The 17,130-nt window shown below is 71.8% G+C and carries 17 protein-coding genes; 7 read left to right on the top strand and 10 right to left on the bottom strand.

The features are described from left to right. Positions 1-9 precede the first annotated feature (9 nt). Positions 10-750, top strand: a complete 741-nt coding sequence (locus tag AC1DE0_RS09990) for a DUF4126 domain-containing protein (RefSeq protein ID WP_478099889.1) — start codon at positions 10-12, stop codon at positions 748-750. A 193-nt stretch (positions 751-943) separates the two neighbouring features. Next, complete coding sequence (locus AC1DE0_RS09985; protein ID WP_478099887.1) at positions 944-1,471, top strand: hypothetical protein; 528 nt, start codon at positions 944-946, stop codon at positions 1,469-1,471. 198 nt (positions 1,472-1,669) lie between these two features. Here the strand turns inward: AC1DE0_RS09985 and AC1DE0_RS09980 are convergent, their stop codons facing one another. After that, a complete protein-coding gene (locus AC1DE0_RS09980) occupies positions 1,670-2,578 on the bottom strand; it encodes a methylenetetrahydrofolate reductase (protein ID WP_478099885.1) in 909 nt (302 codons plus the stop codon). Positions 2,579-2,672: 94 nt separating this feature from the next. On the opposite strand from AC1DE0_RS09980, the gene AC1DE0_RS09975 reads away from it, so the two are divergent. Further along, a complete protein-coding gene (locus AC1DE0_RS09975; protein ID WP_478099883.1) occupies positions 2,673-3,779 on the top strand; it encodes a polyprenyl synthetase family protein in 1,107 nt (368 codons plus the stop codon). Between the two features lie 55 nt (positions 3,780-3,834). Here AC1DE0_RS09975 and AC1DE0_RS09970 read toward each other — a convergent pair whose 3' ends face one another. Then, positions 3,835-4,236, bottom strand: a complete 402-nt coding sequence (locus AC1DE0_RS09970; protein WP_478099881.1) for an Rv2175c family DNA-binding protein — start codon at positions 4,234-4,236, stop codon at positions 3,835-3,837. A 289-nt stretch (positions 4,237-4,525) separates the two neighbouring features. Here AC1DE0_RS09970 and AC1DE0_RS09965 point away from each other — a divergent pair, with 289 nt between their 5' ends. The 3 genes from AC1DE0_RS09965 (at position 4,526) to AC1DE0_RS09955 (ending at position 8,564) form a co-directional block, all read left to right on the top strand. Further along, complete coding sequence (locus AC1DE0_RS09965) at positions 4,526-5,497, top strand: LysM peptidoglycan-binding domain-containing protein (RefSeq protein WP_478099879.1); 972 nt, start codon at positions 4,526-4,528, stop codon at positions 5,495-5,497. 153 nt (positions 5,498-5,650) lie between these two features. Beyond that, the gene (pknB, locus tag AC1DE0_RS09960; protein WP_478099877.1) at positions 5,651-7,657 is read left to right on the top strand and encodes a Stk1 family PASTA domain-containing Ser/Thr kinase; all 2,007 of its coding nucleotides are present in this window, start codon (positions 5,651-5,653) and stop codon (positions 7,655-7,657) included. A 7-nt stretch (positions 7,658-7,664) separates the two neighbouring features. Next, positions 7,665-8,564, top strand: a complete 900-nt coding sequence (locus AC1DE0_RS09955) for a DMT family transporter (RefSeq protein ID WP_478099875.1) — start codon at positions 7,665-7,667, stop codon at positions 8,562-8,564. Positions 8,565-8,674: 110 nt separating this feature from the next. On the opposite strand, the gene AC1DE0_RS09950 is transcribed toward AC1DE0_RS09955, so the two are convergent. The 5 genes from AC1DE0_RS09950 to AC1DE0_RS09930 all read right to left on the bottom strand — a co-directional run bounded on the left by AC1DE0_RS09950 (position 8,675) and on the right by AC1DE0_RS09930 (position 14,143). Next, on the bottom strand, positions 8,675-9,739 hold the full coding sequence (locus AC1DE0_RS09950; protein WP_478099873.1) for a threonine aldolase family protein: 1,065 nt from the start codon (positions 9,737-9,739) through the stop codon (positions 8,675-8,677). A 7-nt stretch (positions 9,740-9,746) separates the two neighbouring features. Next, complete coding sequence (locus AC1DE0_RS09945) at positions 9,747-11,129, bottom strand: class II 3-deoxy-7-phosphoheptulonate synthase (RefSeq protein ID WP_478100127.1); 1,383 nt, start codon at positions 11,127-11,129, stop codon at positions 9,747-9,749. 119 nt (positions 11,130-11,248) lie between these two features. Beyond that, entirely contained in the window at positions 11,249-11,947 is a 699-nt protein-coding gene (locus AC1DE0_RS09940; protein ID WP_478100125.1) for a response regulator, read from the bottom strand. A gap of 17 nt (positions 11,948-11,964) precedes the next feature. Continuing rightward, positions 11,965-13,263 (bottom strand): MacS family sensor histidine kinase, encoded by a 1,299-nt coding sequence (gene macS / locus AC1DE0_RS09935; protein ID WP_478099871.1) that lies wholly within the window; start codon positions 13,261-13,263, stop codon positions 11,965-11,967. A 4-nt stretch (positions 13,264-13,267) separates the two neighbouring features. After that, positions 13,268-14,143, bottom strand: coding sequence for a lysophospholipid acyltransferase family protein (locus AC1DE0_RS09930; protein WP_478099869.1), 876 nt, complete (start codon positions 14,141-14,143; stop codon positions 13,268-13,270). A gap of 185 nt (positions 14,144-14,328) precedes the next feature. On the opposite strand from AC1DE0_RS09930, the gene AC1DE0_RS09925 reads away from it, so the two are divergent. Then, on the top strand, positions 14,329-14,964 hold the full coding sequence (locus AC1DE0_RS09925; protein WP_478099867.1) for a hypothetical protein: 636 nt from the start codon (positions 14,329-14,331) through the stop codon (positions 14,962-14,964). On the opposite strand, the gene AC1DE0_RS09920 is transcribed toward AC1DE0_RS09925, so the two are convergent. Genes AC1DE0_RS09920 through AC1DE0_RS09910 form a run of 3 tightly spaced genes read right to left on the bottom strand, consistent with a single transcriptional unit; the run spans position 14,961 to position 17,125 of the window. Further along, on the bottom strand, positions 14,961-15,674 hold the full coding sequence (locus tag AC1DE0_RS09920; RefSeq protein WP_478099865.1) for an endonuclease/exonuclease/phosphatase family protein: 714 nt from the start codon (positions 15,672-15,674) through the stop codon (positions 14,961-14,963). The two genes, AC1DE0_RS09925 and AC1DE0_RS09920, sit on opposite strands and share 4 nt — an antisense overlap. Positions 15,675-15,713: 39 nt before the next feature. Beyond that, on the bottom strand, positions 15,714-16,682 hold the full coding sequence (locus tag AC1DE0_RS09915; RefSeq protein ID WP_478099863.1) for an ROK family glucokinase: 969 nt from the start codon (positions 16,680-16,682) through the stop codon (positions 15,714-15,716). Next, the gene (locus AC1DE0_RS09910) at positions 16,679-17,125 is read right to left on the bottom strand and encodes a hypothetical protein (protein WP_478099861.1); all 447 of its coding nucleotides are present in this window, start codon (positions 17,123-17,125) and stop codon (positions 16,679-16,681) included. The genes AC1DE0_RS09915 and AC1DE0_RS09910 overlap by 4 nt, the downstream gene beginning before the upstream one ends. Positions 17,126-17,130: the final 5 nt, after the last annotated feature.

The following is a 17,130-nucleotide window of genomic DNA, read 5'->3' as shown; positions in this document are numbered from 1 at the left end:
AGGAGCGTCGTGGGCGCCGAGCTCATCCCCATGGCCTTCACCACCGGGTGGGGCAGCGGGGTCAACGCGTACGCCGTCGTGCTCGTCCTCGGACTGGCCGACAAGATCTTCAACCTCAGCCAGATCCCCAACGCCCTGGCACGCACCGACGTGCTCGTCGGCGCAGGGATCCTCTTCGCCGTCGAGATGCTCGCCGACAAGATCCCCTACGTCGACTCCGTCTGGGACTCGGTGCACACGGTCGTCAGACCGGCCGTGGGCGCGACGATCGGCTACCTCATCGGCCACGAGACCGCCGGCCTCGACGCGGCGATCGGCGCGGCCACCGGCGGCGTCACGGCGCTGATCTCGCACGGCATCAAGGCCGGACTGCGCGCCGCCGTCAACACCTCCCCCGAGCCGGCGAGCAACATCGTCGTCAGCACCACCGAGGACGTCACGGTCACAGGGGTCACCGCACTCGCCATCGCGCACCCCTGGTGGGCGGCCGCGATCGCGTTCCTCTTCCTCGCCATCGGGGCGTTCCTCGTCTACAAGCTCGCCGGCCGCATCCGGCGCTACAAGCGGCGCTACGACGCCTGGGGCGAACGGGTGGGCATCTCCGCCCCGTCGGCCGGTGCCGTCGACTCGCGTCACGACCCTGGTCGCCGACCCGGATGGGGCCTGGGTCGCGACCGTGGGTCCGGGCCGCCTCGCCCGGTGCCACCGGCCGAGGCCCGACCCGAGCGCCCCTTCGACCAGGAGACCTGACCGCCGCGTCACGGCAACCTCACGGCGACTCCCGACGACGTCACGGTGACCCAGCGGCGAGCAAGGCTGACACCTCACAAGAAGGCGCACCGACTCACAGGACGTGCCCACGAGGGCAAGGGCCCTGCCACAGGGCCGTCTCCGACGGTGGATCCAGCTGGCACGAGGCCAGCCCATCGAAGGAGTGGAACGCATGAAGAACAAGACCATCGCGCTGGCCGGCGCCGGCATCGTGGCCGCGTCGGCGCTCGCGCTCGGCGGGGCCGCCCTCGCAAGCGCGGACGAGTCCGCGGGAACGACCAGCCTCACCGCGAACGGGGCTGTCTACGGCCAGCTCGGCGAGGGAACGGGCGGCGCGGCCGGCAACGGCAACACCGACCCGAGCAAGCCGATGCGGTCCGACGAGACGCTGCTCACCGGCGACACGGCCGCCAAGGTGACGGCCGCCGCCAAGGCCAAGGAGCCGACCGCGACGATCGAGCGCGTCGAGACAGACTCCGACGGCGTGTACGAGGCGCACATGGTGCGCACGGACGGCACGCACATCATCGTCCAGGTCGACGCCTCGTTCGCGGTCACCGCCGTGCAGGAGGTCGGCCCGGGCGGCGGTCCGGGCGGCGGTCGCGGAGACCACGACGGCGACGGCCCGCAGGGCCAGACGGGCCAGGGCGGCACGTCGACCTCCCCGAACGGCTCGGCGACGTCGTCGAGCACCACCTGAGCCTGCAGCGCGCAGATCCAGACTGATCCGCCGCGAGAACGCGCTGAGCGTCACGCGGCGGGTCAGTCCGCATCGGAGGTCGTCAGGACGACACCGGGTGCCGACCGATCGGCAGGCAGAAAGGCCCGTCGCCAGCGCGTCGCCGGCCCGGACGCCCCGTCGCCGTCCCGTCGCCGGCCCGTCGCCGGCCCGGACGGCTCAGAGGTTCCCGAAGACCCCGAGCGTCGCCGACGAGCGGTTCATGGTGATGAAGTGGATGCCCGGGGCGCCCTCGTCGAGCAGTCGCTGCGACGACTCGGTAGCGATGGCCATGCCCTCGGCCCGCATCGCGGCCGCGTCGTCGCCGTGCCGGTCTAGCCGGTCGGTGACGGCGGTCGGCATGGGCTGACCGGCGAGCTGGGCCATGCGCACCACCTGGCGGGCGTTGGTGATCGGCATGATCGCCGGGACCACGGGCAGGGCCGACCCGCGCCGCACGAGCTCGTCGCGCAGCCGCAGGTAGTTGTCGACGTCGAAGACCATCTGGGTGATCGCGAACTGTGCCCCGGCCTGCTCCTTGCGGATCAGCGTTTGGGCGTCCTCCTCGATCGTGCCGGACTCGGGGTGGCCGTCAGGGAAGGCCGCGACACCGACGGTGAAGTCGCCGAGGCCCTTGACGAGGGAGACGAGCTCGTCGGCGTGGTCGAGCCCCTCGGGGTGGGCCACCCACGGCTGGCCGAGGCCGCCCTGGGGGTCACCTCGGAGGGCCAGGATGTTGCGGACTCCTGCGGCGGCATACGACCCGACGATGCCGCGCAGCTCGGTGACGGAGTGGCCGACGCACGTGAGGTGCGCCATCGGCGTCAGCGAGGTTGCCTCGAGCACCCGCTGGGTGAGGCGCACCGTGCGGTCGCGTGTGCCGCCCCCGGCGCCGTAGGTGATCGACACGAAGCTGGGTGAGACCTTCTCGAGCCGGCGGATCGCGTCCCACAGCTGCGCCTCGGCCGCGTCGTCCTTGGGCGGGAAGAACTCGAAGCTGAAGGTCGGGGTGTCGGCCTCGATCATCGCCGGGATGGATCGGGTGAACCGTTCTGCCCGCGCCATGGAGGATGCCGTGCCGTGTGCCATGCCGCACACCTTAGGCCGAGCGTGCGCGCGGTGCGTGGGCTGTTCACCCGGCGACCGGCGCGCCGCGTAGGCTGACGTCGATTCCCGCGACTCGATGGAGGACCTCGTGCAGACCCCCACCGACCTCGACGTGCTGCGCCGTCGGGTCCAGCAGGCGATCGACGGGCAGATCGCCGGGGCCACCCGGTCGCTCGCCGCGATCGGCGACGAGACGGCGCCGCTCGTCTCTGCGGTGTCCGGGCTGCTCTCCGGTGGCAAGAGCCTGCGCGCGGGCTTCCTCTACTGGGGCTACCGCGCGGCCGGCGGCGACGACTCCGACGCCCTCGTCCGCCTCGCGGCGAGCATGGAGTTCTTCCAGGGCGCCGCCCTGCTCCACGACGACGTCATGGACCGCAGTGACACCAGACGAGGTATGCCGTCCGCCCACCGTGCCGTGGCCGGCCTGCACCAGGAGCGTGGCTGGGCAGGCGACCCCGACCGCTTCGGCGAGGGCACCGCCATCCTGGCCGGAGACCTGTGCCTCACGTGGTGCGACGAGCTCTACGCCACGTGCGGGCTGCCCGGCGACGAGCTCGTCCGCGGGCGCCGTCTCTTCGACCTGATGCGCACGCAGCTGATGGGCGGCCAGTTCCTCGACCTGCTCGAGTCGGCCCGCGGCTGGGACGGCCTCGACCTCGAGGGCCGGGTGGCCTCGGCCCGGAAGGTGATCCGGTTCAAGAGCGCGAAGTACACCATCGAGCACCCCCTGCTCATCGGTGCGCTCGTCGGGGGCGCGCCCGAGGAGTCCCTGACCCCGTTGTCCGACTACGGCCTGGCCCTCGGCGAGGCGTTCCAGCTGCGCGACGACCTGCTCGGCGTCTTCGGCGACCCGGAGGCGACCGGAAAGCCCGCCGGCGACGACCTGCGCGAGGGCAAGCGCACGGTGCTCGTGGCGTACGCCCTCGACGCGGCGTCAGCCACCGACCGTGCCACCGTCGAGTCGCTGCTCGGCCGCGACGACCTCGAGCTCGCCGGCGTCGAGGCGATCCGCCAGGTGCTCGTCGGAACGGGTGCCGTCGACCGGGTGGAGGGCCTCATCACCACCCTGGCCGAGGACGCCCGCAAGGCGGTCGAGCGCGCCCGCGAGACCGGCCACTACGACTCGCCCGCACTCGACGTGCTCGAGGCGCTGGTCGCGGTCTCGACGGCCCGCCACTCCTAGCGGCTGCCGCGCGATCGGCGCGATCGGCGCGGTCGGCGCCGTCGGCGCGGTCGGCTCAGAACGCGAGCTCTTGCGCCCGCCGGCGGACCTCGGTCTTGTGCCCCGCGCACAGGGCATCGATGGGGGCACCTTCGACCGGCAGGGTCGCGTCGGGCGTGTGCAGCCACTCGATGATCTCGGTGTCGTCCATGCCACCGTCGGCGAGGACCGTGAAAGTGCCGCGGAGGTCGGGCCTCGGGCCGTTCTCGTCGACGAACTTGGCGGGGATCGCGGTGACCTTGCGCTCGCCGATGCGAGCGGCGAGCACCTCGCGGTCGGCCACCATCTGACGCACGCGCGACAACGGCACGCCGAGCCGCTCGGCGACGTCGGGCACGGTCAGCCACTGCCCGACCAGCGTCTCGAGGTGGGTGGTGTCCGGCGTGGTCTGGTCGGACTGGGCGGAGGTGTCGTTCACGGGCACGAGTCTGCCACCGTTGGCCGAGCAACCGGTCACCGGTGGACCCAGCGCGTCAGCGTGTCCGGGTGTCCCTCGGGGTGTCAGCGGGAGCCGTGATCGACCGGGCCCGGTTGGTGAATTACACGGATGTACTTTTAGTTTAGTGCTCAAATGTGCGCTATCGTCACAGACGCCACAGCATTCACAGATGCAACAGCAGCCCCTCACGTGTGACGGCCCCACCCCTTCCGAACGCGCCTCCACGTCTTCTGCACCAGCACCGGGCCCCAGGAAAGGATTCCACCCCATGCCCTTCGCCGACGTCGCCGCGCTCGCCACGCCCGCCCACGCGGTCGTGGCCCCCGTGGCCGCCACGCCCTGGAAGACCGTCACCGTGCGTCCGGGCGACACCATCTGGCACCTCGCCATCGCCAACCACACGACCGTTCGCGCGATCGCCCAGAAGAACCGGCTCGCGCTCGGCGGCTCGCTCATCCACCCCGGGCAGAAGCTGCTCGTCCCCGGTCGAGACGCCTCGGCCGCGGCACCGACCAGATCCAGTGCGGCCGCGTCGAGCGCTCGCTCAGCCGCGCCGGCCCGGCCGTCGGCCCGCGACGCGGTCCACGTCGTGCGCACCGGCGACACCATGAGCGACATCGCGAAGAAGTACTCCGTGTCGCTGACCAAGCTGCTGGCAGCGAACAAGCTCCGCAGCAGCGCCCTCATCTTCGTCGGCCAGAAGGTCGTCGTCCCCGGGGCCGGATCCACGGCCGCCGCTGCCACCTCGGCACCCAAGCCCACCCCGGCGCCCCCGTCCGGATACTCCGTGTCGGCCCAGACGGCGAAGGCGGTTGCCGCCAGCAAGGCCAAGCTCGCAGCGGCGAAGGTTCCGAGCCGCACCGCGACGGCGGCGATCATCCGCGCCACGGCAACCCGACATGGGGTCGACCCCAAGCTCGCCCTCGCGATCGCCTGGCTCGAGTCGGGCTGGCACCAGCGATCCGTCTCCTACACGAACGCCGTCGGGGTCATGCAGATCATGCCCGTCTCGCAGAAGTGGGCCTCCGAGCTGGCCGGCCGGTCGCTCGACCGCTTCGACACCCGCGAGAACATCACGTCGGGCGTCCTCATCATCCGATCGCTCCAGGCGAGCGCCGATTCCCGTGAGCAGGCCATCGCCGGCTACTACCAAGGGCTCTACTCGGTTCGCACCAAGGGGCTGTACGAGGACACCAAGCGCTACGTGGCCAGCGTCCAGGCCATCTACGACCGCCTCTGACCGGGGTGCCGCTCCGCCAGCCGGCGGAGCGTCGGCGGGTGGTCTCGCGGCATCGTCGACGCGCCTCCGGGGCGGGCGGTGCGCCCGAGCCGCGAGACCCCTCCCCGGCTCGCCTGCGCGGGATGCGCCTCTTCAGCCCGTAAACTCCCGTGCGTGACGTCCAGCGTGGCGGACGCCCTCGTCGGTCGGGTGATCGACGGCCGGTACCGCATCCTCTCCCACCTCGCAGACGGAGGCATGGCCTCGGTCTACGTGGCGCTGGACGCACGGCTCGAGCGGGAGGTCGCGCTCAAGATCATGCGCCCCGGTCTCGCCGCCGACGACGTCTTCGTCGAACGCTTCCGCTCCGAGGCCCGCTCGGCGGCACGACTGAGCCACCCCAACGTCGTCGCCGTCTACGACCAGGGCCGGGACGACGGCGAGGTGTTCCTCGCGATGGAGCTCGTCGAGGGCAAGACCCTGCGCGACGTCATCCACGAGGAGGCGCCCCTCACCGCGCGGGAGTCGCTGGCCATCCTCGAGCCGATCCTGCTCGCCCTGCGGGCCGCCCACGCTGCGGGCATGATCCACCGCGACGTCAAGCCCGAGAACGTCATCGTGAGGCGCGACGGCGAGGTCAAGGTCGCCGACTTCGGGCTGGCGCGCGCGATCAGCAACCAGACCGCCACGAGCCAGACCGGGGTGCTGCTCGGCACGGTCTCGTACCTGTCGCCCGAGCAGGTCGAGAGCGGCGTGGCCGACCCTCGCAGCGACGTGTACGCGGCCGGGCTGCTGCTCTTCGAGATGCTCACGGGCCGCAAGGCGGTGACGGGCACCACGCCCATCCAGATCGCCTACAACCACGTCCACGGCTCCATCCCCTCCCCGTCGTCGCTCGTCTCGGCCGTCCCGGCCGACCTCGACGCCCTCGTGGCCCGGGCCACCGCAGTCGAGCCCGACGACCGCTTCGAGTCATCCGCCTCCTTCGTGGCGGCCGTCAGGTCGGTGCGACGCGGACTGTCCGCCGGAGAGCTCGACCGGCGCGGTGCGGTCGGCGGCTCGAACGCTCCCGGCTCGGCCACGTCCACGCTGCCCGCCCTGTCGACCACCAGCCGGCTGCCCGACGGCGTCCGCCGTCCCCCCGCCGAGTCAGGTGCTCCCGAGCGCAGCCGCACCCGGCCCAACGACGTACGCCGTCCAGGTGCCGTCGCCCTGGGCGGCCTACCGGTGCACGACGAGCGGTCCGGCCTCGAGCACACGGCCGCGATGCCCATCGACCGACGCACGCATCGCCGCAGGCGTCGGTGGCCCGTGTGGGCCGCGGTGGTCCTCCTCGTCGCCGGTGTCGGCTTCGGCGGCTGGTGGTTCACCGCCGGCCCCGGAGGCTCCACGCTCGTCCCCGGCGTGGTCGGACAGCAGGTCGGCAGCGCGGAGGCCGCCATGGAGCAGGCGTCGCTGCGCATGGACACCGTCGAGCAGTTCTCCGAGACCAAGGCGCAGGGGGTCGTGCTCCGGGTCGAGCCTTCCCCTGGCAGCGCACTGGGCAAGCAGTCGGTCGTGCGCGTCGTTGTCTCCAAGGGCAAGGAGCGCTACGCGGTCCCGCAGCTCGTGGGCACCGCCGTCACCACCGCAGGGCCCGCCCTCACCCCCGTCAACCTGCGCCTCGGCGAGACCCGCGAGGACTGGAGCGAGACCGTCCCCGAGGGCGTCGTCATCTCCCAGGATCCCGCTGCCGGGGCGTCGGTCCGGCGCAACGCCGAGGTCGCGGTCGTCGTCTCCAAAGGCCGTCAGCCGATCAAGGTCCCGACCGTGACCGGGGCCGGCTTCGACGCCGCGTCCGCTGCGATCACCAAGGCCGGCCTGACCGTCGCCCGCGCCGAGGACGTCAACAGCGACACCGTCCCGGCGGGCCAGGTCGTGTCGCAGAACCCGGCCAAGGGCACCGTGCACCGGGGAGACACCGTCACCGTCGTGGTGTCGAAGGGTCCAGTCATGGTGCCGGTGCCGAACGTCGTCGACCAGCAGGACACCGTCGCCGAGAAGACCCTGACCGACCTCGGGTTCAAGGTGCAGAAGCAGTACCCGTTCGGCGACCTCTTCGAGAAGAAGGTCCGCGCGCAGGACGTCCCGACCGGCACGCCTATGCCGAAGGGCAGCACGATCACCCTCACGATCGTCTGACGCACCGATGACACCCGTGGCGCGCACGCGCCTGGCCACGCTCCTCCTCGTCGCGCTCACCGCGGTGTGGGGCTCGACGTTCTTCCTCATCCGCGACCTCGTCGAGACCGTGCCTCCGGTCGACTTCCTCGCCCTGCGGTTCAGCCTCTCGGCGGTCATCATGGTCGTCGTCTTCTGGCGGCCGCTGCGTGCGCTGACCCGCAAACAGGTCCTCGTGGGCGTCGGTCTGGGCGCGCTCTACGGGCTCGCCCAGATCTTCCAGACCCAGGGGCTGGCGACGACGTCCGCCTCCGTCTCCGGCTTCATCACAGGCACCTACGTGGTGCTGACACCGGTCTTCACCGCGGTGCTGCTGCGCGAACGCGTCGCCGGATCCACTTGGGCGGCAGTCGGTCTCGCGACCGCGGGTCTGGCCCTGCTGTCGCTCAACGGCTTCGCCATCGGGGTCGGCGAAGCGATCACGTTGCTGGCGGCCGCCCTCTACGCCCTGCACATCGTCGGTTTGGGCCGCTACAGCGCCTCGGAGATAGCGACCGGGCTCTCGGTGGTCCAGATGGTCGTCATAGCCCTGCTCTGCGTCGTGGGCGCCGTGCCCGGTGGAATCGTCCTGCCGGCGTCACCGGGCCAGTGGGCGTCGGTGCTCTACATGGTCGTCTTCGCCAGCATCGCCTCGCTGTGGGTTCAGACCTGGGCGCAGGCCCACATGCCCGCCACCAGGGCCGCCATCGTGATGACCCTCGAGCCCGTCTTCGCCGCCTTCTTCGCCGTCACCCTGGGCGACGAGACCGCGACCCTGCGGATGGTGGCCGGCGGCGCACTCGTGCTGGCGGCGATGTATGCCGTCGAGCTCCTCGCCCGCCGCCGCCCCGGAGAGCTCCCCGTCGAGACCCTCCACCACGAGGTCTGACCCCGCGCTGCCGCGCGCCAACTGCGCCGAGGCGCACTTCCCGTCACCGCGCAACGCCAGAACACCGCGCCAACTGCGCCGTGGCGCACTTTTTGGTGACTCGGCGTGGGTCAGGCGCTGGGGGCGGACCGCAGCAGGGCGGTGAGGACGTCGATCGCGACGTCGGTGCCGGCGTCGTCGACGTCGAGGTGCCACACGAGGCGCACGGATCCGGGCCCGACGGCATACGTTCGCACTCCGGCGGAAAGGGCGGCATCGACGAAGGCAGCCGACGTCCAGCCTGCGGCAGCGACGTCGACGATGACGATGTTCGTCTCGACCGTGGCGAGGTCGACCGAGCCGGGCGCGGCCTCGGCCATCGCCTCGGCGGCGCGTCGCGCGCGGGCGTGGTCGTCGGCCAGGCGCTCGACGTTGTGCTCGAGGGCGTAGAGCCCCGCGGCCGCGAGGATGCCGGCCTGGCGCATGCCGCCACCGAAGCGCTTGCGCCAGATGCGCGACTCGGCCATCGCGTCGGCGGACCCGGCGAGCACACTGCCCACGGGCGCACCGAGACCCTTGCTCAGGCAGACCGACACGGTGTCGAACTCGCGCCCGTAGTCGCCGACCGTCACGCCTGACGCCACGGAGGCGTTGAAGAGCCTGGCGCCGTCGAGGTGCATGGCGACGCCGCGCTCGCGGGTGATGGTGCGCGCCCGGCGGATCTCGTCGAGCGACTGGACCGTGCCGCCGCCGAAGTTGTGGGTGTTCTMGACGATCACGAGCGCCGTGCAGACCTGGTAGGGCCCGGCGCCGGTGATCATGAGACCTGCAGCGTCGTCGGCCCGGAAGCGGCCGCGCGCGGACACCCAGGTGCGCGAGGAGATGCCGGAGAGCACGGCGGCAGCGCCGAGCTCGGCCCGGACCACGTGGGCCAGGGAGTCGCCGATGAGCTCCTCCCCCTGCTTGACGTGCAGGCGCACGCCGAGCTGGTTGGCCATCGAGCCCGACGGCGTGAAGAGCGCGTCCTCCTGTCCGAGCAGGCCGGCGACCCGCTCTTCGAGCGCACGCAGCGTGGGGTCCTCGCCGAAGACGTCGTCGCCGACCTCGGCGCCTGCCATGGCCGCGCGCATCGCCTCGCTGGGCTTGGTCAGGGTGTCGCTGAGCAGGTCCGCCTTGAACGTCGGCACAGTTGTCACGCGCGGGTCACGCCTGGCCGAGCATCTCGGCGACGACGAACGCGAGCTCGAGCGACTGCTGGTGGTTCAGGCGCGGGTCGCACACCGACTCGTAGCGCTTCTCGAGGTCGGAGTCGATGATCTTCTCCGCACCACCGAGGCACTCGGTGACGTCGTTGCCGGTGAGCTCGACGTGGATGCCGCCGGGGATCGTGCCGAGGGACTGGTGCACCTCGAAGAAGCCCCGCACCTCCTCGACGATGTCGTCGAAGTCGCGCGTCTTGTAGCCGGACGGGCTCTCGAAGGTGTTGCCGTGCATGGGGTCGCAGATCCACGTCACCGTGGCACCGGAGGACGTCACCTTGTCGACGATCGCGGGCAACGCGTCGCGGATCGTGCCGGCACCCATGCGCGTGATGAACGTCAGGCGGCCGGGCGTGCGGTTGGGGTCGACCTTGTCGATGAGGCGCAGCACTTCGTCGATGTCGGCCTTGGGCCCGAGCTTGACCCCGATCGGGTTGCTGATGCGGGACACGAAGTCGACGTGGGCACCGTCGAGCTGACGGGTGCGCTCGCCGACCCAGACGAAGTGGCTCGAGGTGTCGTAGAGCCGGCCCGAGCGGGAGTCGATGCGGGTGAGCGGGCGCTCGTAGTCGAGCAGGAGCGCCTCGTGGGCGGCGAAGAACTCGACCGTGCGCATGGCGTCGAAGTCGGCACCGCAGGCCGCCATGAAGCGCATGGCCTTGTCGATGTCCTTGGCGAGCTTCTCGTAGCGCGCGTTGGCCGAGTTGGCGACGAAGCCGCGGTTCCAGTCGTGCACGTGCCGCAGGTCGGCGAAACCGCCCGTGGTGAAGGCACGCACGAGGTTCAGGGTCGCCGAGCTCGCGTGGTAGGCGCGGACGAGACGCTGCGGGTCGGGGATGCGGGCCGCCTCGTGGAAGGCGAAGTCGTTGACCATGTCGCCGCGGAACGCCGGCAGCGTGACGCCCTCGCGGGTCTCGACCGTCGAGCTGCGCGGCTTGGCGTACTGCCCGGCCATGCGACCGATCTTGACGACGGGCACGGACGCGCCGTAGGTCAGGACGGCCGCCATCTGCAGGATCGTCTTGATGCGGTCGCGGATGTTGTCGGCGGTCGCCGACGCGAACGTCTCGGCGCAGTCGCCGCCCTGCAGCACGAAGGCCTCGCCGACGGCGGCCTGGGCCATGCGCTCGGTGAGGATGTCGCACTCGCCGGCGAAGACGAGCGGAGGATACGAGGCGAGCGTCTCGATGACCTCGGACAGCGCGGCGGTGTCGGGCCAGGCAGGCTGCTGCTGGGCCTCGAGCTCGGTGGCCGCAGCCGTGAGGGCGGCGAGGGCCTCGGACCCGTCAACGGGCTCGAGACCGACATCGGCGGTGACGCTCCTCATGTTCACCCCGCAAGCGTAGACGCCACCACGCGCGCTCCGGCCACGGGTCCGCATCCCGAAACCTTCGCGACGCGCGAGAACGTCCGAGAACGGCCGGGTACACCCGAGCCCGTATGCCGTCAGGCGGGCGACGTCGGGTCGGCGAGGTCGAGGCCGCGCTCCATGGCGAACCGGGCGAGCTCGACGCGGTTGTGCATCTGGAGCTTGCCGAAGATGTTCTGCACGTGGTTCTGGACGGTGCGGTGCGACAGGAACAGGGTCGCCGCGATCTCCTTGTAGCCCATGCCGGTGGCGACGTACTTCAGGATCTCGGTCTCGCGGTCGGTCAGCTCGGGAACCGGCCGCTCCGGGGTGCCGCCGCCAGCAGCCTTGACCCGTCGGAACTCGCCGAGGACGAGGCCGGCCAGCCCGGGTGTGAACACGGGCTCGCCGGCGGCGGTCGCGCGCACGGCGGCGAGGAACTCCTCGCGCCCCGCGGACTTCACGAGGTAGCCCAGGGCCCCGGACTTGACGGCGTCGAGGACGTCCTGGTGGTCGCCGCTCGCCGAGAGGATCAGGATGCGCGTGGGCACCTCTGCGTCCGCCAGGGCAGCGCAGACCTCGGCGCCGGTCAGCCCCGGCAGGTTGAGGTCGAGAACGAGCACGTCGGGCACCGTGGCTCGAGTGCGAGCGACGGCCGAACGCCCGTCGTCGGCCGTGGCGAGCACCTCGAAGCCGGCATCGGCGAGGTCGCGCGCCACGGCGTCGCGCCACATCGGGTGGTCGTCGGCGACGACGACGCGGATGTGCTCGGGCGGCGTGCCGCCGTCCTGGGGCATGGCGTCCTCCTGCTGCGTCACGGTGCTCCTCGTCGACGGGGCCGGGCGTCCGGTTCGTCACCATGGTGCCGGTTCGGACGTCGCTTCGTCCGCTGGTTCGGGATGCGCAGCTCGACGGTCGTGCCCCCGGCGGCTCCGGAGGTGATGCTCGCCGTGCCGCCGAGGTCGGCGAGCCGCCCGCGGATGCTGGACGAGACGCCGAGCCGGCCCTGACCCACTGCCTCGTCGAGCCGGCCGGCCGCGACCCCCCGGCCGGAGTCGCGGATCGTGACGGCGACGTCCTTCCCGTCGTCGTCGAGCAGCACCCAGGCTCGGGCGCTCTCGCCGGCGTGCTGGCGTACGTTGTCGAGGGCCGCCTCGACGGCGGCGACGACCTCGTCGGCGACACGGCGCGGCAGGAGCACCGCATCGGCGGGTGACACGAGCTGTACGCCGGTGCGCTCGACGTGCCGCAGCAGCACCCGCAGGTCGGCGTCACCGCTGACGGCGCGTCCGACCTCGGCGAGGTCGCTCTGGCTGACCAGGGTTCGCAGGATGCGCTCCTGCTCCCCCGCCATCGCTCCCAGGCGCGCGGCCTCACCACCGAGGTCGGACGCCCGACGGTGGATGAACGACAGGGTCTGGAGCACGCCGTCGTGCACGGTGCGTGCGAGACGGTCTCGCTCGTTGCGCGCCGCGTCGAGCCGCATGGCCTCCGCCAGTGCCTCGTGGCTGGCCCGGGCCAGGTCGACGCAGTAGCCGATGCAGCCTCCGAGCAGCAGGCCGAAGATCGAGTTCGAGATCGTGTTGGCGGTCGGCTGGACGACCTCGACGAACGAGGTCGCCGCCACGAGCGATGCGGCCGCCAGGCCACCTCGCCACCCGCGCAGGACGGCGAACCCGACGACCGCCGCCGTGGGCCAGATGGACGGGATGGTCTTGGCGCCTCCGGTGATGACGTCCGGGTCGTCGACGAGGCGCGTTGCGAGGATCGCGCCGCAGCCGATCACGAGCTCGGTCGTGTAGGCGCCGACCGTGCGCATGGGCCGCAACGCCTGGACCAGTGTCCAGACGGCCAGGACCGCGAGGATCGCGACGGCTCCGACGAGGTGGGCGATGTCCCCGTGCCGCTCCCACACCGCCCAGGTCGCATAGGCGAGGGCGAGCCACCGGAACACGTCGATGCCTCGCCACAGACCGCGCACGAGCACGTGCTCGTCGTCGAGGACAGGCGTCGACCGCTCCGGCTCGGCCGGGGCCGGCTGCTCCGGCGCCGCCGGGACGACGGCTGATACCGGCTCGATGGAACCCGAGCCCGCGTCGTGAGGGGCGCTCATGGGCTCAGGACGCCGCCACGACCGGGCCGTCGCCCTCGTCGTCGTCGTCGTCGAGCACAACAGTCGAGTCCTTGGGGGTCAGGTCGGCATCGAGGACTGGTCGCGCCTTGCCCTCCGCCGCGTCGAGAGCCTCCTCCAGCTCGGGCGCGGCGCTGCCGGGCTTGGCGGCCTCCTGCAGCTCTCGCGCCTTGGCGCGGGCCGCGGACACGAGGCGGTCCTTCATCGACGTGGCGTACATGTCGACGTACTCCTGGCCCGAGAGCAGCATCAGCTCGTACATGATCTCGTCGGTGATCGAGCGAAGGACGAAACGGTCGTCCTCCATGCCTTCGTAGCGTGAGAAGTCGAGGGGCTTGCCGACGCGCACGCCGACGCGCATGATCCGCGGGATGACCTTGCCGGTGGGCTGCGCCTTGTCGGTGCCGATCATCGCGACCGGGATGACCGTCACCTTGCCCTCGAGGGCCATCCGGGCCACCCCGGTGCGGCCGCGGTAGAGCCGGCCGTCGGGCGAACGGGTGCCCTCGGGATAGATGCCGAGCATCTCGCCGCGGCGCAGCACCTTGAGGCCGGAGCTGAGCGCGGCGTTGCTCGCCTTGCCGCCAGACCGGTCGACCGGCAGCTGGCCGACGCCCTTGAAGAAGGCAGCCGTGAGGCGGCCCTTGATGCCGCGACCGGTGAAGTAGTCGCTCTTGGCGAGGAAGGTCACGCGTCGCGAGACGACGAGCGGCAGGAAGATCGAGTCGGAGAACGACAGGTGGTTGCTCGCGAAGATCGCGGCGCCCTCCTCGGGGATGTTGTCCTCCCCCTCCACCCACGGTCGGAAGAGGAGCTTGATGATCGGCCCGATGACGATCGTCTTGAGGAACCAGTAGAACAACCGCGTCCGCCTTCCAACAGTGACGGCTCGAACTCTACGACACTCGCGCACTCACATCCGCGCATGCGAGGATCGACAGGTCCAGCCGTTTCGCCCGAGGAGCCCCTCCGTGACCCAAGCGACGGTCGTACCGACGCCCCGACTGGCGCCTGTGTGCTCACCGACTGCACCCATTGGGAGCCGTCGTGGCTGACCGCGACCTCGATGCCGAGTTCGAGCGCATCGTCGCGGGTTGGGACGACGAGGCGCCCGACCCCCAGGGCACCACGTCATCGGTCTCGACGGAGACCCCTGGCGCCGACGGCACCACGCGCAGCGAGCCGACGGACACCCTGACCGACGGCGCCGACCCAGCCGCCCAGACCGTCGCGCTGGAGCCGTCGCCCGCCGAGACCCAGCCTTCGGAGACCCCGGACGCCCCACCCCCCACCACGCCGTCATCCACCTCCGCGTCGTCCACCGGCGGGTCGGAGCGGCTGGAGCTGCCCATCGCCCCGACGACCTCGCACGCCTGGCGCGGCAACAGCCCTCGCCGTGACGACGCGGACGACCTGCTCGACGCGACCGACCCGGACGACGACCACTTCGTGCCTCCGTCGGAGATCGACCTCCCGTCCGCCGAGACCGACCCGATGTTCTGGGCCATCGTCGGAGGACTGGTGGGCGGCCCGCTGCTCCTGCTCTACGTGCTGTTCTTCGACCGCGACGGCAGCGGTTGGTGGGTGGTCACGGCCCTCGCCATGGTCGTCGTCGGATTCGTCCTGCTCGTCCTGCGTGGAGGCACCGAGCGCGACCCCTTCGACGACGGCACGCGGGTCTAGCTCGGCAGGTCCCCCACCGACCCATGGCTGAGGTCGAGGTCGACCCAGACCGGGCGGTGGTCCGAGCCGCGGGAGAGGTCCCGGTCTGTGACGTCGGCCGGCGCGTCGTCGAGGACCGTGAGGTCGGGGCTCGCGAAGACCATGTCGAGGGCCGACGTCGGTGCGTGAGCCGGGAAGGTCGGGGCCTGACCCGATACGAGACGCAGAGGCCCGGACACCACGGCAATGGCACGTCCGTCACTGCCTTCGTTGAGGTCGCCCGCGAGGACCAGGCCCGTAGCCGGCAACCAGGAGCCGCCGCTGGACGCGAACCGCTCCACCACCGCCGTCGCATGCCGGACGCGCTCGTCGGCTCGTAGGCCGAGGTGGACGCTCACGATCGTCACACGTCGGGCCGCGCCCTCGGTCACGGGCAGCGTGACGGTGGCGGCGGCATACCCTCGGCTGCGGTCGGGAAAGCGCACCGGAAGTCGGCCCCGAGTGCGCTCGACCTGGGCGACCCGCGGGCTGACGAGCACAGCCGTGCCTCCGGTGCCGAGGCGGCCTCGTCCCCACGCCATGCCGCAGGCCCGGGCGAACCGTGGAAGGCGGATCTCGGTGGTGAGGCGGCGCGGCACCTCCTGGAGGCAGAGGACGTCAGGCTCGACCGACCGGACCACTCGCGCCGCGGCCGCGGTGTCGTCGCCCAGGTCGTGCAGGTTGTAGCTCATGACCCGGAGGACGTGCCCGGGTCGTTGGCCGGCCATCGGTCAACGACCGGCCCGGGCCAGCTCGGCCGCCCCGATGAGTCCCGCATCGCTGCCGAGCACGGCACGCACGATCCTCGCCTCGGGCCGGTAGCCGCGGCCGGGCAGCTGCCGCCGGAAGGCCTCACGGGCCGGACCGATCAGCATCTCGTCGGCGGCGCTGACGCCTCCACCGATGACGAACAGTCCGGGGTCGAAGGCCGACGCAAGGTTGGCCAGGCCGATGCCGAGCCACCTGCCGATGTCGGCGAGCAGCTCGCGAGCCGTCGGGTCGCCGTCACGGGCGGCCTCGGTGATGAACGGCCCGGTGAGGGCCGTCGCGTCGCCACCGAGCCGGGACAGCAGGTCCGCCACCACCGGCGACCCGGCCTCGATCATCGCCCGTGCCTCGCGCACGAGGGCGTTGCCGCTGGCGTACTGCTCCCAGCAGCCGCGGTTGCCGCACTCGCAGCGCACGCCGCCGGGCATGATCTGCATGTGGCCGAACTCGCCGGCGATGCCGTGGCGGCCCCGCTGCACGGTGCCGTCGATGATGAGGGCGCCACCGATGCCGGTGCCGAGCGTGATGACGACGACGTGCGACTCTCCGCGGGCGGCCCCGAAGGTGGCCTCGGCCCAGGCGGCCGCGTTCGCGTCGTTGTCGACGGTGGTGGGCAGCGCGATGCGCTGCGCCAGTGAGTCACGCAGCGGCTCGTTGCGCCACGACAGGTGCGGGGCGAAGACGACGGTCGCGCGGTCCTCCGCGACGAAGCCGGCCGCCCCGATGCCGACGGCCACGACGTCGTCGCCGTCCACCTGCGCCAGCAGGTCCTCGACCGACTCGACGATGGTGTTCTCGACCACCGAGGGCGAGGTCGACCGGTGCGGCGTGTCGCGACGTGTGCGGTGGGTGATGACGCCGGCCTCGTCGACGACACCGCCCGCCACCTTGGTGCCGCCGATGTCGATGCCGATGGCGAGCCGTCTGCTCATGATGGGTCTCCCCGTCGCGTCGTGTCCGTCTCGTCGTCGCCCGCCTCGGGCCGTCGTTCGCGCTGAGCCGTGGCGAGGTCGCGCAGGGCTGTCGCCGCGAAGCCGACGAAGTCTGCGACCCGGTCGATGGTGTCGGGGTTGACCTGCTGCACGAAGGCGATCAGCTGGCACACCGGGCAGACACGGCAGGCCGCCGGCGTGGTGCCCCCGCACGTGCACTCCGACCCGGAGTTGCTCGGGCGATCCGTGGGGTCGCCGGCCGAGTGTCCACTCGTGTCGTGGGCCGAGCCACCGGCGGACTGGCCGTTGGCGTCCGGCGGGGCTGACGGCGTACGCGAGGAGCCTCCCCAGCCGCGCTGGGAGAGCAGGTCGACGAGGAGCGCCGCCTCCTCGGCTACGGTGCCCGGTCGGGTCTCCGACCCGGGCGCATCATGGGAGGTCACCGTCG

It is taken from the genome of Terrabacter sp. 05T424 (assembly GCF_056396225.1).
Note: the sequence above shows the minus strand (reverse complement) of the source record. Positions and strands in the feature narration are given on the sequence as shown.